The organism is Plantactinospora solaniradicis (assembly GCF_042658085.1).
GTDB lineage: Bacteria > Actinomycetota > Actinomycetes > Mycobacteriales > Micromonosporaceae > Plantactinospora > Plantactinospora solaniradicis.
This window is the reverse complement of record NZ_JBHSPR010000068.1, coordinates 105322-124373: the sequence shown is the minus strand read 5'-3', so window position 1 is coordinate 124373 and position 19052 is coordinate 105322. Positions and strand designations below refer to the sequence as shown.

Genomic DNA, 19052 nt, shown 5'->3' with positions numbered 1-19052 from the left:
ACCGCGATCCACGCGACGCGCGGGGGTGCGCGTCACCATCAACGGCTCGTCAGAAAGGAATCCCAACCCGATACACAGGGGGATGCGAACGTCCGGGCGGCAGTACCTCGTGCTCATGCTCCGGACGTACGGGAGATGTAACCGTGGCCGGCGGCCCAGGATTCCCGGCGGCCGGCCACCCCGACCACTTGATCATGGGCGGAGAACCGGACCCGGGGACCGAACCGGCCCCGACCCGACAGACAACCCATCCCCGTTACCGGCGGTGACCTGCCGGAGGGTGGCGCTGCTGTGGTCGTCGCAAGGTATAACCGTGGCCGCCTGCCGGGTGTTCCGCCAACCGGCCCGCACGCCAAGTCGATCATCACCGGTTTCGGACATTCGGCCCCAGACGACGCACCGGTTCTCGCATCGCCGAACGGAGCTGGTCAGCGAACGATGCGTAAACGGTAAGACGTCGCAACGAGGCTCGAACGGAAGGAACTTCCGCGTCGGCCGTGGGTGCTGTGGCTTCAGGTGTGGCCGTGGTTCCGGCAGCGGTATCCCGCCGCACACCGGAGGATCGGCCGGCTGTACGTCTTCGGCGGCGTCCTGCCCGCCGGGGTCACCGGGCTGGGTGGTCGGCGCGATCAGTCCGTTCGGGCCGGCGGTCCGGGTGAGCAACGTGTTGCTGGCGCTGCTCTGGCTGGCCTGCACCGTCACCGGGTACCGGATGGCGCGGCAACGGCGGTTCGTCGACCACCGGCGCTGGATGATCCGCAGCTTCGCGCTCACCGCCTCGATCATCACCAACCGCATCTACGGCGCGATAACCGCCGTCGTCCTCTGGCCGCAGCTCTCCACCACCTTCGGCGGTGACGAGGACGCACTGGTGCGTACGGTCGCCACCATCGGCGCCTGGTCCGGCTGGGTCATCGCGCTGCTCGTCGCGCAGTGGTGGCTGGAACGCGGCGACATGGCCCGACGGCGAGCGGCCGCGCAGCGCGCCAACCGGCCTGTCCGAACCAACCGGTGACCTGCGAGACTTCCTGGTGCGCTCGGCCCGCTGCGCCGCCGCGACCGGCCGCCGGTCGTCGCCCCGCCGCCGGAACTCTCGTCGTTCCGCATAGCGGGTGAGCCCGGTCATCAGGCTGGATGGCCGTGACATGCTACGACGGATCGGGATCGAGATCTTGAGGAGGCAGCGTGAGCCAGGAAGTGCGCGGGGTCATCGCCCGGGCCAAGGGTGCGCCGGTCGAGGTGGCCACCATCGTCGTACCGGACCCGGGCCCGGGTGAGGCCGTGGTGCGGGTGCAGGCCTGCGGCGTCTGCCACACCGACCTGCACTACCGCGAGGGCGGTATCAACGACGACTTTCCGTTCCTGCTCGGTCACGAGGCCGCCGGGATCGTGGAGCAGGTCGGCGCCGGGGTGACCGACGTCGAGCCGGGCGACTTCGTGGTGCTCAACTGGCGGGCCGTCTGCGGAAACTGCCGGGCCTGTCGACGCGGTAAGCCGTGGTACTGCTTCGCCACTCACAACGCGGCGCAGAAGATGACGCTGACCGACGGCACCGAACTCTCCCCGGCGCTCGGCATCGGCGCGTTCGTGGAGAAGACGCTCGTACACGCCGGGCAGTGCACCAAGGTGGACCCGGCGGCCCGTCCGGCCGCTGTCGGTCTGCTGGGCTGCGGTGTGATGGCCGGGCTCGGCGCGGCGGTGAACACCGGTGGGGTGACCCGGGGCGACTCGGTCGCGGTCATCGGCTGCGGCGGCGTCGGTGACGGCGCGGTGGCCGGCGCGGCGCTGGCCGGAGCGACGACGATCATCGCGGTGGACACCGACCCCCGCAAGCTGGAGTGGGCCCGGGGATTCGGCGCGACGCACACCGTGAACGCCCGGGAGACCGACCCGGTCGAGGCGATCCGGGAACTGACCGGAGGCCACGGCGCCGATGTGGTGATCGAGGCGGTCGGCCGACCGGAGACCTGGAAGCAGGCCTTCTACGCCCGCGACCTCGCCGGCACCGTCGTCCTGGTCGGGGTGCCCACCCCGGAGATGAAGGTTCCCGACCTGCCGCTGCTCGACGTCTTCGGCCGGGGCGGTGCCCTCAAGTCGAGCTGGTACGGCGACTGCCTGCCGAGCCGGGACTTCCCGATGCTGACCTCGCTCTACCTCCAGGGCCGGCTGGACCTGGACGCCTTCGTCACCGAGGAGATCGCGCTCGACCAGGTGGAGGACGCGTTCGGCAAGATGCATCACGGCGACGTGCTGCGGTCGGTGGTGATCTTCTGATGGCGGCCCGGATCGACCACACGGTCACCTCCGGCACCTTCTCGCTCGACGGTCAGACCTTCGACGTCGACAACAACGTCTGGGTGGTCGGTGACGACGACGAGTGCGTGGTCATCGACGCCCCGCACGACGTGGACGCCATCGTGGCGGCGGTCGGTGGCCGACGGGTCCTGGCCATCCTGGCCACGCACGCGCACGACGACCACGTACGGGTGGCACCGGCGCTGGCCGACGTCACCGGTGCGGAGGTTTTGCTGCACCCCGCCGACCGGGTGCTGTGGGACATGGTCCACCCGGACGTGACACCGGGTGCGGAACTGCGGGACGGGCAGACGATCGAGGTGGCCGGCACCACGCTCCGCGTACTGCACACCCCGGGGCACAGCCCGGGGGCCTGCTCGTTCCACGCGCCCGAACTCGGCGCGGTCTTCACCGGTGACACGCTGTTCCAGGGTGGGCCCGGCGCCACCGGCCGCTCGTTCAGCGACTTCGGCACCATCGTCGACTCCATCCAGCAGCGCCTGTTGAGCCTGCCGGGGGAGACGGTGGTGCACACCGGGCACGGCGCGAGCACCACGATCGGGGACGAGGCGCCACATCTGGACGAGTGGCTGACCCGGGGTCACTGATCCCGGGCCACTGATCCTGGGCCCCTGACCCCGGGCCCCTGACCCCGGGGCGCCGCCTCGCCGGACCCCGGTCGCCATCCGGCGCGCCCGGTCGGACCTTCCCCGGCCCGACCGGGCGCGGTCGTCCCGCCGCCGACGGCCCCCGTCCCGCCGGCTGCCAGCGGCCGTACCGCCGGCTGACAATTGTCATGGTCAGGTCGTGACGGCCGGGCCGGTGGGGCGGGGCCGGCGTTCCGCAGCATTACCCGTATGCCGACAAGCACTCCCGCGGTCGAACTGACCGGTCTCACCAAGACGTACGGCGCGGTGACCGCCGTCGACGGCCTCAGCCTGCGTATCGAACCCGGTGAGGTGGTGGCCTTCCTCGGTCCGAACGGGGCAGGCAAGACCACCACCATCGACATGCTGCTCGGGCTGGCCCGGCCCACCACCGGCAGTGTCCGGGTCTACGGCGAGACGCCGACGGACGCGGTGGCACTCGGCCGGATCGCGGCCGTGATGCAGACCGGTGGCCTGTTGAAGGACATGACCGTCGCCGAAACCGTCCGGATGACCGCCAACCTCTATCCGCACGCCCGGCCGGTCGCCGAGGTGCTGGACCGGGCCGGCATCACCGACATCGCCGGCCGACGGGTGGCCAAGTGCTCCGGCGGACAGCAGCAGCGGCTGCGCTTCGCGATGGCCCTGTTGCCCGATCCGGACCTGATGGTGCTGGACGAGCCGACGACCGGGATGGACGTCGAGGGACGGCGCGACTTCTGGACGGCGATCCGCCGGGACGCCCGAGCCGGCCGTACCGTGCTCTTCGCCACCCACTACCTCGAGGAGGCGGACGCGTACGCCGACCGGATCGTGCTGATCCGGCAGGGCCGGATCGTGGCCGACGGCACCACCGCCGAGGTCAAGAGCCTGGCCGCCGGCCGGCTGGTCCGGGCCACCCTGCCCGGCGCCGACCAGGTCTCGCTGGCCGGACTGCCCGGCGTCGAATCGGTCGAGGTACGCGGGGACACCGTCCTCGTGCAGGCCGGCGACTCCGACGAGGTGGCCCGTTACCTGCTGAACCACACAGCGGCACGCGACCTGGAGATCACCTCCCGCAATCTCGAGGACGCCTTCCTCGCCCTGACCACCGGTACGGCCACCGACGAACTCCAGGGGAGCACCCGATGACCACGACAGTGATGCCCCGACAGCGCCCGGCGATGGGCGGGTTCAACCTGCCGAACCTGCTGCTGGAGATCCGCAGGGTGCTGCGCAACCGCCGTACCCTGTTCTTCATCCTGGTCATGCCGGCGGTGTTCTTCCTGCTCTTCGGCCTGCCCAACCAGGGACAGTCGCTGGACAACGGCGCCCCGGTGACCGGCTACATCATGATCAGCCTCGCCGTGTACGGCGCGATGGTCGCCACCACCAGCGGTGGCGGGATGGTCGCGGTCGAGCGGGCCCAGGGCTGGAGCCGACAACTGCGGTTGACCCCGCTACGCCCGGCCGCGTACGTCGCCACCAAGGTGCTCACCGCGATGACGCTCGGGCTGCTGGCGGTGCTGGTCGAGTTCGTGGTCGGCGCGGTCAGCGGGGTCAGCATGCCGGCCCACGTCTGGCTGCTCGCCGGGTTGGCGGCCTGGCTCGGGTCGCTGGTCTTCGCCGCGTTCGGTCTCTTCGTCGGCTACCTCGCCCCGGCCGAGAACGTGATGCAGTTCCTCGGCCCGATCCTGGCCATCCTGGCGATGTTCGGCGGGCTCTTCGTACCGCTGGAGGTGCTGCCGGACGTCATGCAGCAGATCGCCAAGTTCACCCCGGTGTACGGGGTGGGTGAACTCGCCCGGAGCCCGCTCACCGGCACCGGCGCCACCGTCGGCGCGGTCGTCAACGTGGTGCTCTGGACCGTGGCCTTCGGCTTCGGCGCGGCCCGGCTGTTCCGCCGGGACACCCAGCGGGTGTGACCGGGTTGCGGGTCGGGCGGATCGGGGCTGGCCGCTCGACCCGGCCGGTTAGCGTGGCCGGTGTGACGGATCCGCGCCGGAGCGTCGGCTTCGGTTCCAGGTTCGGCTGGCTGGTCGCCGTGGTGTGGCTGGTCTACCTCGGGCAGCCGGTGGGCACGATCTGGAACCACCCGCCCGGCCTGGCCCGGGACCTGGGGCTCGCCGCGATCGTGGTCTTCGGAGCCGGCTATCTGGCCCTGTTCCTCCGGTTCCGGGCGGCGATCTGGCGCCGTCGCTCGATCCCGACCGGCCAGTCGGCGGCGGTGCTCGGCGGACTGCTCGCGGTCGGCACGCTCACCATTCCGTCGGCCGGCGAGGACTGGATGGTCACCCTGGTCTACGTCTCGGCCTCCGCGGTGCTGATGCTGCCGACCCGTCCCGCCCTCGGGATCGTCGCCGTGCTGGCCGCGATCCCGGTGGTCGTGCCGCAGTTCGTTCCGACCTGGGAGCCGGAGTCCGGGGTGGCGTTCGCCGTGCTGCTCGCTGCGGTCGCGGTGTTCGGGTTCAGCCGGCTGGTCGAACGGCAGACCCAGCTGCTCGACGCCCAGCAGGAGATCCACCGGTTGGCGGTCGCCCAGGAACGGGCCCGGACCGCCCGGGACCTGCACGACATTCTCGGACACTCGCTTACCGTCATCGCGGTCAAGGCGGAGCTGGCTGGCCGGCTGCTCGAGGTCGATCCGGGTCGGGCCGGTGCCGAGGTGGCGGACCTGGAGCGGCTGGCCCGGGACGCGCTCGCCGACGTCCGGTCCACCGTCGGGGCGTACCGTGAGATCACCCTCGCCACCGAGTTGGCCAGCGCCCGAACGGCACTGCGGGCGGCGGGCGTGGCGGCGGAGCTGCCGACCTCGGACGTCGAACTGCCTCCGGCGCGCAGCGAGCTGTTCGGCTGGGCGGTCCGGGAAGGGGTGACCAACGTGGTACGGCACAGCGGTGCGCGGCGCTGCGTCATCCGGGTCCGACTGGACGAGGTCGAGGTGCTCGACGACGGTCGGGGGCCGCTGGTCGACGGAGCGGACGGACCGCACCCCGGTCACGGCCTGCTCGGGCTGCGGGAACGGGCGGAACAGTTGGGTGCCCGGGTCGTCGTCGGCCGTGGGCAGGGCGGACGCGGATTCCGGCTCCAGGTCACCTTCGCCGGGGGGACGCCGTGACCGTGCCGATTCGGCTGTTGCTCGCCGACGACCAGGCCCTGGTCCGGGGTGCCCTGGCCGCGCTGCTCTCCCTCGAACCCGACCTGACGGTGGTGGCCGAGGTCGGCCGCGGTGACGAGGTACTGGAGGCGGCCGGTCGGACCCGGCCGGATGTCGCGCTGCTCGACGTGGAGATGCCGGGCCTGGACGGGATCGCCGTGACCGCCGCACTGCGGGGGGAACTGCCCGACTGCCGGGTGCTGGTGGTCACCACCTTCGGGCGTCCGGGCTATCTGCGCCGGGCGATGGAGGCCGGCGCGGGCGGCTTCGTGGTGAAGGACACCCCGGCCCGGCAGCTCGCGGACGCGGTCCGGCGGGTGCACGCCGGGCTGCGGGTGGTCGACCCGACGCTGGCCGCGGAGACCCTGGCCAGTGGGCACAGCCCGCTCACCGATCGGGAGACCGAGGTGCTCCGGGCGGCCCGCGGCGGGGAGCCCGCCGGAGCGCTCGCCCGAGCGTTGCACCTGTCCGAGGGGACCGTACGCAACCACCTTTCCGCGGCGATCGGCAAGACCGGGGCGCGGACCCGGGCCGAGGCCGTCCGGATCGCCGAGGAGAACGGTTGGCTCCTCGGCGATCCGGAAGACTAGATCGGCCCTCGGCCCTCGGCCCTCGGCCCTCAGGCACGGAAGCGGGATGACGGCGACGGTCAGGCGAAATAGCGCAGCCAGACGTACAGCCAGGCGATTGCGGTGCTCAGGATCGTGACGATGATCCCGTACTTGGTGAACTGCCAGAACGAGATCCGGTGCCCCGTCCTGGCGGCGATGCCGATGGCCACCACGTTGGCGCTGGCGGCTACCGCGGTGCCGTTGCCGCCGAAGTCCGCACCGAGGGCGAAGGCCCACCACAGCGCCCGACCGGTTCCCGGATCCGGTGCCTCGGCCACCAGCCCCTCGACCACCGGTGCCATCGTGGCGACGTACGGGATGTTGTCGAAGAAGGCGCCCAGGATCGCGGAGCCGAAGAGCAGTGCGGTCGCCGCGGCGAAGAAGTCGCCGTCCACCTGGTCGATCACCCACTCGCCGAACGTGGTGATCACCCCGGTGTGCACCAGGCCGGAGACCATCACGAACAGGCCCATGAAGAAGACCAGGGTCGGCCACTCGACCTCGTGGAGTACGTCGGAGACGTCCAGCTTGGACACCAGCAGCATGGTTCCGGCGCCGACCATGGCCACCACGGACGGGTCGATGTGCAGCACGGAGTGCAGCCCGAAGCCGACGACGACCAGGCCGAGCACGATCAGGCAGCGGACCAGCAGGCGTACGTCGGTGATCGCCCGCCGCTCCTGCAACGCCATCACGGCGGCCACGTGCTCCGGGTTGTACTGGAAGGATTTCCGGAACAACACCCGGGTGAAGGCCACGAAGACCGCGAAGATCACGACCACGATCGGCGCCATGTGTACCAGGAAGTCCCCGAAGGTCAGCCCTCGGGAACCCGGTCGTCGCCGACCCAGGCGCTGTTCCGTCGGCTGTTCGTGCTGAACGGCCTGGTCTTCACGGTCGGCACGCTGGTGCTCGCGCTGTCTCCCGCCACCGTCTCGTCGCCGGTGCTGCTCGCCGAGATCCCGGTGCTGACGATCGGCCTGGCCCTGATTCTCGCGGTGAACGCATTCCTGCTCCGGGCCAGTCTGGCGCCGCTCGATGCGCTCACCACGCTGATGCGGCGGGTGGACCTGCTGCGCAGCGGCGATCGGCTGGTCGACAGCGGGAACGGTGACCTCACCAACCTGATCGAGACCTTCAACGCCATGCTCGACCGGCTGGAGGCGGAGCGCAGCGCGAGCAGCGGGCACGCGCTCGCCGCGCAGGAGGGCGAGCGGCAGCGCATCGCCCGGGAGCTGCACGACGAGATCGGGCAGAGCCTCACGGTGGTACTGCTCGGGCTGAAGCGGGCCGTGGACCGCGCGCCGGAGGAACTCCGCGAGGAGCTGCACGGCGTACAGGAGACGCTGCGGTCCAGCCTTGACGACGTGGGACGGGTCGCCCGCCGGCTCCGCCCGGACGTGCTGGAGGATCTCGGCCTACTCAGCGCCCTGAATGCCCTGGCGACCGAGTTTTCGCAGGTCAGCGGGATTCCGGTGGTGCGAAGATCGAAGCCGGACCTGCCGCTTCTCAGCGCCGAGAAGGAGCTGGTGATCTATAGGATCGCCCAGGAGAGCCTGACGAACGTCGCCCGGCACGCATCCGCCACGAAGGTCGAGTTGTCGCTGTTGGCCGAGGCCGGAACCGTGGTGTTGCGGGTCGCGGACGACGGCCGGGGCGAGGTACGCCAGGAGGGGGCGGGAATCCGCGGAATGCGGGAACGGGCGCTGCTCATCGGGGCGCGGTTGCACATCGCCGCCGTTCCCGGGACGGGCACCGACGTACGCCTGATCGTGCCGATGACGGCCGAGAGGAGTTGAGGGCGGTGTCCGTTGCCAAGACCAGGATCCTGCTGGCGGACGACCACGCACTGGTCCGCAGGGGGCTGCGGCTGATTCTCGATGCCGAACCCGACCTGATGGTCGTCGCCGAGGCGGCCGACGGCGCCGACGCGGTGGAGGCGGTGCGGAAGACAGAACTGGACCTGGCGATCCTGGACATCGCGATGCCCCGGATGACCGGGCTCCAGGCGGCCCGCGAAATCGCCCGGCGGGCGCCCGCCGTACGGATTCTGATGCTCTCGATGCACGACAACGAGCAGTACTTCTTCGAGGCGCTCCGGGCCGGGGCGTCCGGTTACGTACTCAAGTCGGTCGCCGACCGGGATCTCCTGGAGGCGTGCCGCGCGGCGATGCGCGGCGAACCCTTCCTCTATCCGGGCGCGATCACCGCATTGATCCGGGACTACCTGCACCGGGCCCGGCAGGGGGAGCGCCTTCCGGAGAGCATCCTGACGCCCCGGGAGGAGGAGATCATCAAGCTGATCGCCGAGGGGAACTCCGCGAAGGAGATCGCCGAGGCGCTGGTGATCAGCGTCAAGACGGTCGACCGGCACCGCGCCAACATCCTGCAGAAGCTGGGCATGCGGGACCGGATCGACCTCACCCGCTACGCGATCCGAGCCGGCCTCGTCGAGCCGTAGCGGTGTAAGGAAGGGCCCCTTCTTATCGTTTTCTGTATAGAAAGGGCCCCTTCTTAACACCTCAACCGCGCACCCGGACGACGGTACGCACGGTGGCCTGGTCGATGTCGGAGGTGCGTACGGTGAACCGCAGCTCCCAGTCCCCGGCGATCGGGAAGTTCACCGCACCGGCGGCGTGGTGAGGCTCGATCCCCAGCATCGGAACGGTCGCCGGCTCGACACCCTGCCCGGGAAGCGCGGTGGTCAGGCTCCACTCCACCGCCGGCAGCGGCTTGCCATCCAGCGTGTAGACGTACGCGTGCACGGTGTTGTTCTCGCCGAGCTGCACCGGATAGATGTCGAACTGCAGGGTGTAGAGCGGGGAGTTGAGCGTCTGCGCGAAGGTGTCCGAGGCGGCGACAGTGGCCTCGATCCCGGCGTTGCGGCCCGGAGTGGTTTGCACCAGTACGGCGCTCACGGCGAGCACCAGCAGCCCGACCGCCACCTCCAGCCCCACCATCCGGCGCAACCGACCCGCTGCCGGAGCCGCCGATGGGACTGCTGCCGGGGCCGCCGCCACAGCAACTGCTGGGGCCACTGCCGCAGCCGCCGATGGAGCAGGTGGAGCCGCCGCTGGAGCCGCCGCAGCGGCCGCTGGAGCTGCCAGCGGGGGCGCTGGGGCCGCTACCGGGCCGGCCGGGTCGGGTGCGGGCGCGGGCGGAGACTGTCGGAGCAGTCGGCGGGCCTGGGCGGCGGTGCCGAGCAGCACCGCGAGCAGCGCCACCTTCGCCAGGACGAGCCGGCCGTAACCGGTGCCGACCAGCGCGGCCAGCCCGCCGATTTCGATCACCGCCTGCACCACCCCACCGGCGACGAGCCAGAGTACGGCGATGGTCGCCCAGCGGGACCACACCGGCAGAATCACCGCCAGCGCCCGGGGATGGCCGGCCCGGAGCAGGTAGCCGAACAGGGTCACCAGGCCGCCGAGCCAGACCGACATGGCGGCGAGGTGTACGACACTCGCGATCCCACTCGCCAGCGGCGTAGGCGACGCAGCGGCATGACCGCTCATCGGCCAGGTCGCCAGTCCGGCAATCCCAAGCAGTATCAGCAGAGTGGTTAAGAGGGGGCCCTTCCTATACAGAATGCGATAAGAGGGGGCCCTTCCTTGCATCTGGGCCTGGAGCATCGGTGGGAGCAGCACGGCGAGCAGCAGCAGGATGCCGAGCCGGGCGGAGAGGGTCAGCCCGAAGTCCGAGCCGAGGACCTGCCACAGTTCGGCGGCCGAGACGTCGAGCAGTCCGGCGCCGCTGGTGTAGGGGGCCTGGACCCACAGCCCGGCCAGGGTGCTTGCCGCCACCAGTGTCAGGCCGGTGCGTACCAGTAGGATCGGGCCGCGCCGGGACAATCGGCGGGGCCAGAGCAGGGCCAGGAACAGCGTCGGGCCGATCAGCAGGACGAGTCCGGCGTAGCCGAGATATCTGGTCGCCGGTACGGCGATCCGGACGTCGGCCCGGACCGTTTCGTCGGCCGGCTCCGGAGCGGTCGCCGACTCGGCGCCGACGGCGAAGGTGAAGCTACCGGCGACCGGGTGACTGTCGGCGGAAATCACCCGGTAGCTCACCAGATAGGTGCCGAGTGGCCGGTCGGCGACCCGGATCGGAATCCGCAGGGTGGTGTCGCGGACCGAGGCGCTGCCGGTGCTGATCCGCTTGCCGTCCGGGGCGAGCACCTGGGCCCGACCCGGCACCAGGGCCACCGGCTCGCTGAAGGTCACCGTGACCTCGGTGGGGGAGAAGCCCAGCACGGCTTTCTGCTGTGGCACGGTGGAGACCACGGCCGCGTGTGCCGCCGCCGGGGTCGGCGGTCCGAGCACCACCGCCAGACCACCGAGCAGTACGGCGAGGGTCGCGAGCAGCACCGACGGTCCACCGGCCCGGGGCCGCCCCACCTGACAACGTTCCACCTCAATTAGATCGTTTCGTGAGGTCGAAAGGTTCAATCTGCCATCTGACTGAGCGGTAAGTTTGTTTACTGGATGTGGTAGGAACTTGCCCGTGTTACCGGATTTGGACGATGAATTTCGATGGCTTGAGGCGCTGTCCGGCGCCGATGCGACAGCCTGGGTACGGGCCCGGAACTCGGAGAGCCTCGCCGCGCTGACCGACGACCCCCTGTTCGCAGGGTTGACCGCCGCACTGCGTCAGGTGCTGGATTCCGCAGACCGAGTGCCGATTGTGCATTGGGATGGAACCTACCTCTACAACCTCTGGAAGGACGAGGCCCACCCCAGGGGGCTGTGGCGGCGGACCACCCTCGACGAGTACCGGCGGGCGAGTCCGTGCTGGCAGGTACTGCTCGACGTGGACGCGCTGGCGGCCGCCGAGCACGAGCCCTGGACCTGGCAGGGCGCGATCGTCGCGCGTCCCGGGCACGAACGCTGCCTGGTCCGGCTGGCCCGGGGTGGCGCCGACGCGAGCGTGGTGCGGGAGTTCGACCTGACCCGGTGCGAGTTCGTCGTCGACGGGTTTGTCCTGCCTGAGGCCAAGAGTGACGTCGGCTGGATCGACGCCGACCATATCTACGTGGGCACCGACTTCGGCCCCGGATCGCTGACCGCCTCCGGCTATCCCCGGATCGTCAAGCGCTGGCGCCGGGGTACGCCGCTGTCCGAGGCCACCGTCGTCTACCAGGGCAGGGACAACGACGTCGCCGTGTACGCGGTGCACGATCCCACCCCCGGCTTCGTCCGCGACTTCCTCGGCCGCCGGCTGGACTTCTTCCGGCGCGAGGAGTTCCTGCGTACGGTCGACGGCGAACTGGTCCGGATCGACGTGCCGGAGGACGCCGAGACGGACGTACACCGGGAGTGGTTGCTCGTCGCGCTCCGTTCCGACTGGACCGTCGCCGGTCGGACCTATCCCGCGGGTGCCGTCCTGGTCACCCGGCTGGACCGGTTCCTCGCCGGAGAGCGGAACCTGACCGTCGTCTTCGAGCCGGGCCCGGAGACGGCGCTGGGTCGGCACGCCTGGACCCGAAACCATCTGATCCTCAGCAGCCTGTCGGACGTACGGAGCCGGACCGAGGTGCTCACGCCGGACGAGGACGGTTGGCGGCGGGTGCCGCTTCTGGAGACCGTCGCTTCGGGGGAGGAGGAGCGGCACGTCGTCATCGTGGACACCAACCCGGAGCACAGCGACGAGTACCTGCTCGCCAGCACCGGTTTCCTCAAGCCCACCGCGCTGCACTACGGCGTCGTCGGCACGGCGGCAGAGACCCTGAAGCGGGACCCGGCGTTCTTCGACCCGACCGGGATGAACGTCCGGCAGTTCTTCGCCCGTTCCGCCGACGGCACCCGGGTTCCGTACTTCGTGGTCGCCCCGCCGGGTGAGCCGGCCGGCCCGACGTTGCTGACCGGGTACGGCGGCTTCGAGATGGCCTGGACCCCGAGCTACAGCGGCATCATCGGGCGGGGCTGGCTGGCCCGGGGCGGCAGTTACGTGGTGGCCAACATCCGGGGCGGCGGCGAGTACGGCCCGCGCTGGCACCGGGCCGCGCTGCGGGAGAACCGGCCCCGGGCGTACGAGGACTTCGCCGCCGTCGCCACCGACCTGGTCGAGCGGGGCATGACCGTACCGGCGCGGCTCGGCATCGAGGGCGGCAGCAACGGTGGCCTGCTGATGGGCGTGATGCTGACGCGCTATCCGGAGCTGTTCGGCGCGGTGGTCGCCCGGGTGCCACTGCTCGACATGCGGCGCTACCACCTGCTGCTGGCCGGTGCCTCCTGGATGGCCGAGTACGGCGACCCAGACGACGAGGACGATTGGGCCTTCCTGCGGGAGTATTCGCCGTACCACAACGTCCGCCCGGGGCGGTCGTACCCGCCGGTCCTGTTCGTCACCTCGACCCGCGACGACCGGGTGCATCCCGGCCATGCCCGGAAGATGGCCGCCCGGATGCGCGGGTACGGCTACGACGTCTCCTACTACGAGAACGTCGAGGGTGGGCACGGCGCGGCCGCCGACAACGCGCAACTGGCGTTCAAGTGGGCGCTGATGCTCCGCTTCCTCTGGCGCCGCCTCGCCGACTGACGGCTCAGGCGTCGTTCCCGAGCCGGCTTTGCCGGGTGTGGTGGTCGAGGACCCGGGTCAGCAGCCGGGTCAGTTGGTCGCGCTCGTCCGGGGCCAGTGGGGCGAGCAACTCGTCCTGGATCTGGGCCAGCCGCTTCGTCAGCCGGCGACGCTCGCGTCGGCCGGCCGGGGTGATGGTGATGACGTTGCGGCGCCGGTCCGCCGGATCCGGGGCGCGCTCGACCAGCTGCCGGTCAACGAGTTCGTTGACCGCCGCCACGACGTCGCTGAGGTGGATGCCGCTGCGTCGTCCCAGGTCGGCCTGGCTGACCGGACCGAACTCGTCCAGCGTCATCAGCAGCCGGTAGTGGTAGCCGCGCGAGCCGACGCTTCCCAGTCCTTCGCTGACCAGCCGGTGGGCGTGTCGGGAGGTCTGGTTGATCAGCCAGCTCGGTTGGCTGGTCAACCAGGCCGTGAGGCTGTCGTCGGTCGGCGTCTCCACCTGGCCAGCCTAACAAGTTCGTTGGTCCGACCAACGGTTCTTCCAGTCGTTCGCCTCACTAACGTTTGTCATACTAACGTTTGCTCCACTAACGTTAGGCGGGCTAACGTTAGTGGGCCTAAGAGACTCTTTCGAAGACCGTGGGGAGAAGATCATGATCAAACCGTTTCGCGTCGACATCCCGCAGGCCGACCTGACCGACCTGACCGACCGGCTGGGGCGTACCCGGTGGCCGGGCGAGTTGCCGGACGCCGGCTGGGACTACGGCATTCCGCTGGCGCGGGTCCGGGAACTGGCCGACCACTGGCGCACCGGGTACGACTGGCGCCGGCACGAGGCCGCGCTCAACGAACTGCCGCAGTACACCACCGAGATCGACGGGCAGAACGTGCACTTCCTGCACGTCCGGTGCGCCGACCCGGACGCCCTGCCGCTGATCCTCACGCACGGCTGGCCCGGCTCGATCGTGGAGTTCCTCGACGTGATCGGTCCGCTGTCCGAGTACTTCCACCTGGTGATCCCGTCGATCCCCGGCTACGGGTTCTCCGGACCGACCCGGGAACGGGGCTGGGACGTACACCGGATCGCCCGCGCCTGGGCCGAGCTGATGCACCGGCTCGGCTATCGGCGGTACGGCGCCCAGGGCGGCGACTGGGGCTCGGCGATCTCCCGGGCGCTCGGCGCGTACGTCCCCGACAACGTCGTCGGGGTGCATCTCAACTACCTGCCCACGCCGCCACCCCCGAACTGGACCGGCGACGACGAACTGTCCGAACAGGACCGCGAGCGGCTCGCGGGAATCCGGCGGTACGTCGCCCAACGCCCGGGGTACCAGGTGTTGCAGTCCACCCGGCCACAGACAGTGGCCTACGCGCTCACCGACTCGCCGGTCGGACAACTCGCCTGGATCGCCGAGAGGTTCACCGAGTGGACCGATCCGCGATCGACGATCCCGGTGGACCGGCTGCTCACCAACGTGATGCTCTACTGGCTCACCGGCACTGCGGGATCATCCGCGCGGCTGCACCGGGAGAGTCTCATCGGGCCGCTGCCCTGTCCGGTGCCGGTGGGCGTGGCCGTCTTCGCCCACGACATCACCCTGGCGGTCCGGCCCTTCGCCGAGCGGACGTACCCGATCGTCCGGTGGACCGAGTTCGACCGGGGTGGCCACTTCGCCGCCATGGAGATGCCGGCGGAGTTCGCCGACGACGTACGGGCGTTCTTCTGGGGTCTGCGCTGACCTATCGGCGTCCGCGCTGACTTACCGGCGTCCGCTCGGTCGATCACCGCCCCGTACGGCGCTCCCGGTCGCCGGGCCCTCGGACCCCGGCGACCGGGAGGTCGGCGGACCTGACATCATCCGCCGCCGCCACCCCCGCAGCCGCCCCCTCCTCCGCAACCGCTGCCGCCGCTGCTTCCCCCGCCGCAGCTACCAGCCCCGCCGGAGTCACCGGCCGGCCCGCCGCAGTACCCCCCACTCGAACTGCCGCCGTCGCCACCGCCACCGCCTGAAACGGACGATCCGCCGGAGTTGGCGCCGAGCCGCTGCTGGATCTCGGCCTCGGCGGCGAACTCGGGGTCCGCCGTCCAGAGTGCCGCAGGGCCGAACACCGCGACCCCCATCGCGGCGCCGGACGGTCCGTAGGTGCTCCAGGACGGCTCGTAGACCGGGGCGAGGTGGATGTGCTGCTGGCGCAGGTCGGCGAGCGCGCGGGTGCCGGCCCTGGTCCGTTCGGGGTGTTTCCGCAGCACGGTGCTGGCCACGGAGAACGGCACGAGGATGAGCATCCCCGGCAGCAGCGATCCGCCGTTCGCGAACCCCGCGAGCAACCAGAGCACGCCCAGGAGCAGCACGGCGAGCAGCGCCCGTGACCACATGCGGAGGCCCCGTCGGACCTCGTCGCCCGGCAGCAGCCCGGCCCGCTCCAGGTCGGCCCGCAACCGGGTCAGTTCGGCAGAGACCCCGCTGTCGTAGCCCACCTCGCGGACCGACAGCCGTTGACCGGCGGCCCGGTACACGGCCGTCTCAAGGGCGCTCGCGTCGATCGGCCGAGCGCCGGCGACCACCAGATGGCGGTCCGGTGCGGGGCCGATCGCGACCGCACCCGCCTGCCGCAGTGCGGCCAGCGCCGAGACGACGGCCAGTCGGGCACCGCCGCCGAGGTAGGCGGCCTGCGCGGCGCTGAGGTCCGCGACGCGTACGGTGGCCGGGCCGGCGAGCAGCCGACGGCGCTGTACGACGGCGAGCCCGAGGACCGCCACCGCCAGGGCGAGATAGAACGCCAGGAACGTCGTCCCCCCGACTCCCCACGTCGTACCTGCCGCATACAGGTTCATGACCCCTCCCCGTCCACTCGGGTCGCCGAACGTCCTTCGATTGTGCGACCGGGACGCCAGTCCACCGCCGTCGATCTGTCTTTCTTGACCGAAACTTGCGGCGCGACCGACGCCCCGGAGTTCGGCGCCGAGCCGGTCGTGGCACCGCGCTCGGCGGTACCCGCCGCTCGCCGATTCCCCCACGCGTCCGCTCGCCCGAGGTCCGTGGCGATGGGGATCCGTTGATCGTGGTCACGGGGGTTCGGGACGACGGGTTCCGTGGTTGCGTCGGAAGGGGAAGGTGGCGGCACGATCCGGGTGGCGAGCACCACCGCGAGCGGAATGGCGACGAGTACCGCGCCGGGTAGGAACGGCAGACCGTCGACCGGCCGGCCGTACCCGGCGGCACGCATCAGCGGCTCCCCGGCCGGCGACGCCAGGACGAACTGGGCGTACATCAGCGGCAGGCCGAACACGACGGCGCTGAACCCGACCACGGCCCAGCGCAGGACGGCCCGGGGGCGTCGTCTCATCGTCATGACGGCCAAGACGATGGCCGCCAGCACCGGGCCGAGGGCCGCGGCGTAGCCGATCTCCCAGGCGATCCCGCCGGTGAGCCCGCCGAGGGTGACCATCAGCAGCACGGGCGTGCCGACCACCGGTACGGCGATCGCGAGCGGCAACCGGCTTCCGCGTACGGCGAGCGCGGTCACCATGGCCAGGACGGCGAACATGCCGACCGTGATCGCGGTGACGGCCGGGTACCCGACCGGGGTCAGCGCTTCCGGCCCACTCGCCCGGCTCAGCAGCGCGGGTGCGCACAGGGCGGCCACCGCCGACACCCAGGCGAGCCGGCGCCGCGTCGCCGGATCCACGTCCCCGCCGGGCGTGGCCGGGTGACCGTCCCCGCCGGGAGTGGCCGGGTGACCGTCCCGGCCGGGAGTGGCCGGGTGACCGGTTGGGTCGGCGAGTGCGCCGCTGAGCCACCAGCCGATCGCCAGTACCGCGACGCCGATGCCGAAGGTGCCGGGCACCGTGCTCGGCCCGGTGAGGTCGGCGGCGTCGAGGAACGAGTCGAGCGGAAGCAGTGCGGCCCCCAGCAACCCCGGCAGGAGTACCGGCCCACGCCCGGCCGCCGCGACGAGCAGCCCGAGTACGGCGAGCACGACACCGCCCTGCCGCAACTCCTGCGCCCACAGGTGCAGTTCCCAGCTCTGCACCTCGTCGACGGCGGCCACCTCGGCCAGGCCCGGTGTGAGAACCGTCAAGCCGTACGTCCACAGTCCGAGTCCGATCGCCGCGACCGCCGCACCGAAGCGCTGGAGGCGTACCGCCGATGTTCCGTCGGCGGCCACCGCAGCCGGTGGTGCCGTCGGTGCCGGTCCCGGCGGGGATGCGGGTGCGGGTGCGGCTACCGGGGCCGGTGAAGGTGCCGGAGCCGTTGCGGGGTTGAGCCGGCGACCCGCCGACACGCCGTAGCAGAGCACGAAGGCGGTGGCGGCGAGGAGCGGATGCAGCGTGTTCGCGACGATCATCACGACGGTCTCCGACGCCACGTACCCCTGCTCGACGCGGCCGAAGCTGACTCCACTGCCCTCCCGGTCCAGCAGGGTCAGCGGGAACCACCACGGGGCCGTGCCGAAGGCGACGTTCTCGGCGACCGCCGCGTGCCAACCGGCCACGATCGCGGTCAGGTCGAGGGCGACCAGGCCGCCCACCACGGCGCCAGCGATCGCCAGCACCCGACGCCGTCCACGACGGACGAACCAGGCGACGGCGACGGCGCCGGCGAGCGGGGCGATCAGCACGACCCAGAGCAGCACCGGAAGCACCGGTTCGGACTCCAGGATGGTGACGCCCTCCTGCGGGCGCAGGTCCGACTGGGCCCGGCCAGCGGTGTACAGGGCCAGTGCACCGCTGGCCATCACGACCGGGGCGAGTACCGCCGAGCCGGCCACGCCCAGCCGGGTACGGTGCGCCCAGGCGACGGGCAGGCGACGGCCCAACCAGGCACCGAGCCAGCCGGCCGTACCGGCCGCGACCGCGAGACCGGCCAGGGAGACGGCGTTCGCGGCCCAGTCGACACCGGCTCCGCCGTCGGGGCCGTAGCCCGACGGGTAGCCCCGGGCCATCGACAGCACCGTCGAGCCGAGCATCGGGAAGACACCGGCCAGGATGCCGCAGAGCAGGGGCGCGCCGAGCAGCATCAGCAACGGTTGCAGCGCGCGGCCCGCACCGGGCAGGAACTCGCGCCAACCGCGCGGTACGCCGTACTCGTCCTCGACCGGGGGTGAGGCGGCCAGGCTGATCGCGAACCGTAGCTGCCGGACGGCCCGTACGACCGGGTTCCGGGTCGGGCCGGCGCCGATCGCCACCAGTTCGGCCTGCCATTCCTGGAGCATCTCGGTACGCAGTTCGGCTGGCCACCGGCGGCCGGCGATCCGCAGCAGCGCGGTGGCGAGCGGCGGAACGCCGCGGGCCCCGGTCACGCCGACCTGGCCGGAGTCGCCGCTGCCCAGTCGCCGAGCAGGGTGGACGGTGCGCTCATGGTCGCGGGCCGTGGTTTCGTGCCGCCGGGTCGGAACGCCGTGCCGGCGGCCCGGCCGAGTTGGTCGTAGAGGGCGGCCAGTTCGGTACGGGCCCGGACCAGGCCGTCCGGGGTGAGCCGGTAGTAGCGACGGGCCGGACGCCCGGCCGCGACCGGGTCGACGTCCTCCCAGGCCGAGTCGATCCAACCGGCGCGTTGCAGCCGGACCAGGATCGGGTAGAGGGTGCCGCTCGCCAGTCCCGTGCTGGCGATCAGGTCCAGACCGTAGCGGTCCGTCGCCGGATCTTCGAGAAACGCCGCGAGCACCCTCGCCACGGCCGTGGTGACCCGTACCTCGCTACCCATACTCTGAACTCTACATAGGGTCTGCCAGTCGGTCGTCGTCGGGAGGGAATCCGAGGCGTCGACGGCGTGCACCGGCCGGCCGAGCCCGCTGAGCTCGGCCGGCTGGTCCAGATCGCGCTCTGCCTGATGGACGATCAGGAGG

The 19052-nt window shown here is 71.3% G+C and carries 17 protein-coding genes; 11 read left to right on the top strand and 6 right to left on the bottom strand.

From position 1 onward, the window contains the following. Nucleotides 1-655 precede the first annotated feature (655 nt). From ACFP2T_RS42585 to ACFP2T_RS42555, 7 genes are all read left to right on the top strand, one after another. The gene (locus ACFP2T_RS42585) at nucleotides 656-1015 is read left to right on the top strand and encodes a DUF2306 domain-containing protein (RefSeq protein WP_377432648.1); all 360 of its coding nucleotides are present in this window, start codon (nucleotides 656-658) and stop codon (nucleotides 1013-1015) included. 170 nt (nucleotides 1016-1185) lie between these two features. Beyond that, nucleotides 1186-2274, top strand: coding sequence for an S-(hydroxymethyl)mycothiol dehydrogenase (locus tag ACFP2T_RS42580; RefSeq protein WP_377432646.1), 1089 nt, complete (start codon nucleotides 1186-1188; stop codon nucleotides 2272-2274). Continuing rightward, on the top strand, nucleotides 2274-2903 hold the full coding sequence (locus tag ACFP2T_RS42575; protein ID WP_377432644.1) for an MBL fold metallo-hydrolase: 630 nt from the start codon (nucleotides 2274-2276) through the stop codon (nucleotides 2901-2903). Before ACFP2T_RS42580 ends, ACFP2T_RS42575 begins: the two co-directional genes overlap by 1 nt. A 249-nt stretch (nucleotides 2904-3152) precedes the next feature. Next, nucleotides 3153-4073: an ABC transporter ATP-binding protein gene (locus tag ACFP2T_RS42570; RefSeq protein WP_377432642.1), complete on the top strand. Its 921-nt coding sequence runs from the start codon at nucleotides 3153-3155 to the stop codon at nucleotides 4071-4073. Beyond that, nucleotides 4070-4846 carry an ABC transporter permease gene (locus ACFP2T_RS42565; RefSeq protein WP_377432640.1) on the top strand — a complete coding sequence of 259 codons (777 nt, stop codon included), beginning with the start codon at nucleotides 4070-4072 and terminating at the stop codon, nucleotides 4844-4846. Before ACFP2T_RS42570 ends, ACFP2T_RS42565 begins: the two co-directional genes overlap by 4 nt. A 62-nt stretch (nucleotides 4847-4908) precedes the next feature. Beyond that, nucleotides 4909-6039, top strand: coding sequence for a sensor histidine kinase (locus ACFP2T_RS42560; protein ID WP_377432638.1), 1131 nt, complete (start codon nucleotides 4909-4911; stop codon nucleotides 6037-6039). After that, nucleotides 6036-6668, top strand: coding sequence for a response regulator (locus ACFP2T_RS42555; protein ID WP_465264297.1), 633 nt, complete (start codon nucleotides 6036-6038; stop codon nucleotides 6666-6668). Before ACFP2T_RS42560 ends, ACFP2T_RS42555 begins: the two co-directional genes overlap by 4 nt. A 59-nt stretch (nucleotides 6669-6727) precedes the next feature. Here the strand turns inward: ACFP2T_RS42555 and ACFP2T_RS42550 are convergent, their stop codons facing one another. Further along, nucleotides 6728-7483 (bottom strand): ArsB/NhaD family transporter, encoded by a 756-nt coding sequence (locus ACFP2T_RS42550; RefSeq protein ID WP_377432636.1) that lies wholly within the window; start codon nucleotides 7481-7483, stop codon nucleotides 6728-6730. On the opposite strand from ACFP2T_RS42550, the gene ACFP2T_RS42545 reads away from it, so the two are divergent. Beyond that, on the top strand, nucleotides 7484-8488 hold the full coding sequence (locus ACFP2T_RS42545) for a sensor histidine kinase (RefSeq protein WP_377432634.1): 1005 nt from the start codon (nucleotides 7484-7486) through the stop codon (nucleotides 8486-8488). Nucleotides 8489-8493: 5 nt separating this feature from the next. Beyond that, nucleotides 8494-9150 carry a response regulator gene (locus ACFP2T_RS42540; protein ID WP_377432632.1) on the top strand — a complete coding sequence of 219 codons (657 nt, stop codon included), beginning with the start codon at nucleotides 8494-8496 and terminating at the stop codon, nucleotides 9148-9150. Between the two features lie 61 nt (nucleotides 9151-9211). Here the strand turns inward: ACFP2T_RS42540 and ACFP2T_RS42535 are convergent, their stop codons facing one another. Then, nucleotides 9212-11080: a copper resistance CopC/CopD family protein gene (locus tag ACFP2T_RS42535; protein WP_377432630.1), complete on the bottom strand. Its 1869-nt coding sequence runs from the start codon at nucleotides 11078-11080 to the stop codon at nucleotides 9212-9214. Between the two features lie 106 nt (nucleotides 11081-11186). Between ACFP2T_RS42535 and ACFP2T_RS42530 the strand changes: the two genes are divergently transcribed. Beyond that, nucleotides 11187-13220: a prolyl oligopeptidase family serine peptidase gene (locus ACFP2T_RS42530; RefSeq protein ID WP_377432628.1), complete on the top strand. Its 2034-nt coding sequence runs from the start codon at nucleotides 11187-11189 to the stop codon at nucleotides 13218-13220. A gap of 4 nt (nucleotides 13221-13224) precedes the next feature. Here ACFP2T_RS42530 and ACFP2T_RS42525 read toward each other — a convergent pair whose 3' ends face one another. After that, nucleotides 13225-13701: a MarR family winged helix-turn-helix transcriptional regulator gene (locus ACFP2T_RS42525; RefSeq protein WP_377432626.1), complete on the bottom strand. Its 477-nt coding sequence runs from the start codon at nucleotides 13699-13701 to the stop codon at nucleotides 13225-13227. 154 nt (nucleotides 13702-13855) lie between these two features. On the opposite strand from ACFP2T_RS42525, the gene ACFP2T_RS42520 reads away from it, so the two are divergent. After that, a complete protein-coding gene (locus tag ACFP2T_RS42520; RefSeq protein ID WP_377432624.1) occupies nucleotides 13856-14941 on the top strand; it encodes an epoxide hydrolase family protein in 1086 nt (361 codons plus the stop codon). Nucleotides 14942-15057: 116 nt separating this feature from the next. Here ACFP2T_RS42520 and ACFP2T_RS42515 read toward each other — a convergent pair whose 3' ends face one another. The 3 genes from ACFP2T_RS42515 to ACFP2T_RS42505 are packed head-to-tail and all read right to left on the bottom strand — an operon-like array spanning nucleotide 15058 to nucleotide 18910. Next, a complete protein-coding gene (locus ACFP2T_RS42515) occupies nucleotides 15058-16038 on the bottom strand; it encodes a TIGR04222 domain-containing membrane protein (protein WP_377432622.1) in 981 nt (326 codons plus the stop codon). Next, nucleotides 16035-18506 (bottom strand): hypothetical protein, encoded by a 2472-nt coding sequence (locus tag ACFP2T_RS42510; RefSeq protein WP_377432620.1) that lies wholly within the window; start codon nucleotides 18504-18506, stop codon nucleotides 16035-16037. The genes ACFP2T_RS42515 and ACFP2T_RS42510 overlap by 4 nt, the downstream gene beginning before the upstream one ends. Next, nucleotides 18503-18910, bottom strand: coding sequence for a PadR family transcriptional regulator (locus ACFP2T_RS42505; protein ID WP_377432618.1), 408 nt, complete (start codon nucleotides 18908-18910; stop codon nucleotides 18503-18505). Before ACFP2T_RS42505 ends, ACFP2T_RS42510 begins: the two co-directional genes overlap by 4 nt. Nucleotides 18911-19052: the final 142 nt, after the last annotated feature.